Origin of the sequence: Methylobacterium nigriterrae (assembly GCF_037106235.1) — a bacterium.
GTDB lineage: Bacteria > Pseudomonadota > Alphaproteobacteria > Rhizobiales > Beijerinckiaceae > Methylobacterium > Methylobacterium nigriterrae.
Window position 1 is genome coordinate 1 of the sequence record NZ_JBAWTG010000454.1, and the last position, 741, is coordinate 741.

Below are 741 nucleotides of genomic sequence, written 5' to 3' on the forward strand. Positions count from 1 at the left end.
AGCGAGCGCCTCGCCCGCCAGTCCAAGCAAAACCTGGAGGCCGTCACGCGCTGCGGCACGGTCCTGACCCAAGCCTACCAGGATGCCTCGCGCAGCTGGGTCGAGCTGAGCCAGAAGCAGTGGCGGCGCAATCTCGACGGGCTGAACCGGCTGACCCAGGCCAGGTCGGTTCAGGAATTCGCGGCCATCCAAAGCGAGCTGGCTCGCGAGGGCCTGCAGCACACGGTGCAGGACAGCCGCACCATCGCCCAGACCTTGGTCCGTGCGGTCGAGGAGGCCAGCAAGACCTTCTCCAGCGCGGGCCAGCAGAGCCCGACCGCCGTGCGCTGAGGTGTCACCACCTGGCCCGCGCACATCGGGGCTCGGCGGCAGACCAGAGGGCGGCGTCAGATCGCCTTTACCAGGCAGCCTGGACTGACGATTGTTTCTGCAGTCACGCCGCTCGTAAACTTACAACCGAAGCCGGCCAAACAAACAATAGTCAGATTAGCCGCGCGGCGATAAAACACTTTCCAACATGCTACGAGGAAAACAATGAACACGATCAGGCAGTTGATACAAACCAGCCCCACGAAAGCAAACGAGCTCTTCGTGGCCCTCGCTGACACCTCGAACAATGCGGTGAAGACGCGCGAGCGCCTCCTGGGGGACCTCAAGTCCGAGCTGGAGCTCTTGGCCCAGCTGGAAGAGGAGCACCTGTTCCCGGTTCTGCGCAAGCACAAGGAAACCAAGGACCTCGTC

At 63.0% G+C, this 741-nt stretch carries 1 protein-coding gene; it reads left to right on the forward strand.

Going from position 1 to position 741, the window contains the following annotated elements; all coding sequences use genetic code 11:
• On the forward strand, positions 1–330 hold a 330-nt coding region (locus tag WDW90_RS37710), incomplete at its 5' end, for a phasin family protein (protein ID WP_336492818.1).
• Positions 331–741: the final 411 nt, after the last annotated feature.